1 protein-coding gene and 2 pseudogenes are annotated in these 3732 nt (G+C 47.4%); 1 reads left to right on the top strand and 2 read right to left on the bottom strand.

Annotated features, from left to right (window positions below; genetic code table 11):
• A pseudogene (locus B7992_RS17490) lies at nt 1-154 on the top strand (electron transfer flavoprotein subunit alpha); the annotation flags it as partial.
• A gap of 870 nt (nt 155-1024) precedes the next feature.
• On the opposite strand, the gene B7992_RS16075 reads toward B7992_RS17490, so the two are convergent.
• Both B7992_RS16075 and B7992_RS16865 read right to left on the bottom strand, forming a co-directional pair.
• Nucleotides 1025-2620 carry a DEAD/DEAH box helicase gene (locus B7992_RS16075; protein WP_088666804.1) on the bottom strand — a complete coding sequence of 532 codons (1596 nt, stop codon included), beginning with the start codon at nt 2618-2620 and terminating at the stop codon, nt 1025-1027.
• 40 nt (nt 2621-2660) lie between these two features.
• Nucleotides 2661-3732, bottom strand: a pseudogene (locus B7992_RS16865) (hypothetical protein); the annotation flags it as partial.

The raw sequence follows: 3732 nt of genomic DNA, 5'->3' as shown, positions 1-3732 counted from the left end.
GCACATCGCTGGTATGCAGGATTCCGGCATTATCATTTCCGTGAACAATGACCCGAATGCTCCGATTAACGCAATTGCCGACTACGTCATCAACGGTAACGTTGAAGAAGTGGTTCCCAAGTTAATCAAGTACTACAAGGCTAACAACAAGTAGGTGAAGCTCTATGGCAAATTGCGATTATAAACAAAGTCCTCCGAGACAATTAAATTATCAAACAGACAAAACGAGGATAAGTAGTACATATTCTCTAAAAATGCAAACAACTGTTTGCAAAATCCTGACCCAAAAGTCACGATCCTTGACAAGAATATGGCAAGTACTTTTTTTGCGAAGCAGCTTTCGCTGTGTTTTGTATATCCGAATTTAAGTAACATACACCAGCGAGGTCAATCATGATGGGCATTAGCCAACAACAGGAACTAGACGCAATGCCAGATGGAATGGCAAAGCGCATCCTACTCAAGGTCATTAACGCTCCGAAGGTCAATCAAGAAAATTTACAGTCAAACATCCAGACGCGATAAATCTTGAGTCATTTCTAAAGAAATACGCATTCGAGGAAGAATCAAGCTACAAAAATCGAACTTATCTCGTTAAGGATAAAAATACCAATGAGATTGTATGCTATTTCAGTTTGCGTAACGGATTGTTCACCCTACCTAACAATTCTCAGCATTTTTCAACAATCCCCGCAATAGAGCTTTCCAATTTTGCTGTGAATAATAGCTACAAGGAAAAATATTCCATCGTCCGGAAATTAGGAACAACAGAATTCAATGAATTCATAATCCCGTTAGTTAAGCAAATCCAAAAACAATCCGGCGTGCAAGCACGATATATATACGCTTTACCCAACGACAAATTGATTGAACATTACGAGTCCCTAGGATTTTTAAGATTTTCTCCCGATGAGGAAGCTTTCATCCATAGCCACGTAAAACCCTTGTATGACAAGGGTTGCGTTTTCATGTGTCAGGGAGTGTGGTTTACTTTGTTTCGTCGCGTTTTTTCCGTCGCGAAACTTTACTTCACTTTGGCGAGGAGAGCTTGAGCGGCGGCGCTGGCAGCGGCAGCCTCACGCATACGCTTACGGGCACGGGAGCCGGGGCGATTCTTGCCGATGGTACGGCGGTTCAGGTTGTCGCCTTCGAAACCATTCTGCGGAACGGAACCATTTTGAGAACTGGGACGGTTCTGCGGGTTGGAGGCGCCTCGAACCTGTTCCGGCTTGCGACCGAATTTTTCCGCACGATTGCCACGGCGCTCTTCTCGAGACTGACGAGGCTGTTCACCATTTTCGCGGGCCTGTTCTGCAGCGCGGGCGTTACGCTTGTCGGCCTGGTGCTTACGCCAGTCGAACTTTGCGGGCTGTTGGCCTTCGCCGCGATTTTCTTCGCGACGGTCGCCCTTCTGACCACGAGGTAAACGTCCGCGAGCATTACGCATTTCGCTTTCAGGAGTTTCCTTCTGCTGTTCAGGCAATTTTTCGTAGATAGCCTTGTCACCTTCGGGAACCTTCACCTTGGTCAGCTTTTCAATGGCACGCAGATCCTGTTCTTCATCGGGAGCGCAGAAAGAAATGGCGACGCCTTCCTTGCCAGCGCGAGCCGTACGGCCAATGCGATGCACAAAAGTTTCCGGTTCGTTGGGCAGGTCATAATTGAAGACGTGGGTCACATCATCCACATCAATACCGCGAGCAGCAATATCTGTTGCCACCAGCACGCGGATACGTTCATCCTTGAAATTGCCAAGAGCTTCCTGACGACGATTCTGGCTCTTGTTGCCGTGAATGGCGGCACACTTGACACCAGCCTTTTCCAGCACGCGTACAATTTTATCTGCGCCATGCTTGGTGCGGGTAAACACCAGCACCTTCTTCATCTCTTCATGAGAAGCAAGAAGTTCCTTCAACAGGGCGCCCTTGCGACGCTTATCAATGCGGTACAGTTCCTGGCGAATTCGTTCAATGGGAGTGCTCTGGGGAGCCACTTCCACACGAACCGGATTTGCACTGAGGATCGTTGCAGCCAGGTCAGAAATTTCCTTAGGCATGGTGGCGCTGAAGAACAAGTTCTGACGCTTGCCCGGAAGCATGCCCACCACCTTGCGAATGTCGTGAATGAAGCCCATATCTAGCATACGGTCAGCTTCATCCAAAACGAAAAATTCCACATTCTTGAGGGTCACGGCATGTTGGCCAATCAAATCCAGCAAGCGGCCCGGAGTTGCCACCAGAACATCTACACCGCGAACAAGAACGTTCTTCTGCTTCACATCGCTAACGCCACCGAAAATGCAGGCAGTAGAAATAGCAGTATACTGGGCATACTGCTTAAAGCATTCCTCCACCTGAATTGCCAATTCACGAGTGGGCAGCAAAATCAGGGCGCGACAAGTTTTAGGCTGACGGAACTTACCAGAGTCCAGTAAGCGCTGCAGAATAGGGAGCGCAAAGGCTGCGGTTTTGCCCGTTCCCGTCTGGGCGATACCCAGCAGGTCCTTACCCTCCAGCAAACTGGGGATGGACTGTTCCTGAATGGGAGTGGGGGTTTCGTAGCCTACAGTGCGAACAGCACGCTGCAGCGGATTTGCCAAAGGAAGTTCTTCAAATTTCATATTAAAGTCAAATGTAGAAATTTGAAGTCCAACCTATATCTTATCGCACCATCACACGAGTAGAAACTCCATTGACGCGAACCAAATAGTTCCCTGCGGAAGTCAGTTCAACAATGTGGTTTACACCGCTGATTCTGTCCTGGGCCACAATCTTGCCCTTCATATCAACAACGAGCATCTTGTCGCCCTGCTTAGCGCCAACAATGTTCAGAGTGCGACCGCTAACAGAGACACCAAAGTGACGTGCCACAGCAATGTTCTTCATGCCAGTGGAAGCATCCACAAACTTGGCCACATACACACCGTCAGAAAGAACCCACTTGTCAAAGACGTAGTCCACACCCTTCTTGGTGTAGCCTTCGGGAGCAACACCCATCAAGGCACGCTGAACGACCTCATCCGAATTTTCTACGTCGTAGTTGAACACCACTTCCATTTTTCCGGATACATCGCCAGCCTTATAATGGACAGTCTTCTGGAACAGGGCATAGAAAGTCTTTCGGCCCTTGGCTTCGGCACCGACAAACTTTACCCTGAGACCAGCGTAATCCTCAGTTTCATACCAACCCATAAACTTCCAGGATTCATCATCCTTGATGGAAGCAGACGGGAGCTGCACACCTTTACCAAGAACGTACTTTGAAACGTCGCTGGAAAGAACCGCATTTGAAGGCATCACATAGACAATCTTGTATGCCTTTGAATAAACAGGCACATAATTGCCGTATTCATCTTTTTCCCACTTACCATCAAATTCATTACCAACAGAATCCTTGTCGCCAACGACAGGAACGACAATGCTAGAATCCTTCTTGGAAATTTCGGCCACAGCATCGTTAATCTTCTGATTGACATCATCATCAGAATCATCCTTGTCGATAACAACGCTGATAGTAGTGTTTCCAATGACTACGACAATCTCCTTTTCGTAAACAGGAACATAATTGCCATCATCATCCTTCTTCCATTCGCCATTGAATTCGAAACCATCTTCAGATTCAGGAACTTCAATCTTGGGATCATGATTATTCAAGGTTTCTTCAATCTTCTGCTTAATTTCTTCGTCAGAAGCATCCTTGGGAACAACAACTTCAATGGTATCCTTGCCAACA

Origin of the sequence: Fibrobacter sp. UWH1 (assembly GCF_002210365.1) — a bacterium.
Taxonomy (GTDB): Bacteria; Fibrobacterota; Fibrobacteria; order Fibrobacterales; family Fibrobacteraceae; genus Fibrobacter.
The sequence above is the reverse complement of the archived record's forward strand: the minus strand, read 5'-3'. Positions and strand labels throughout refer to the sequence as shown.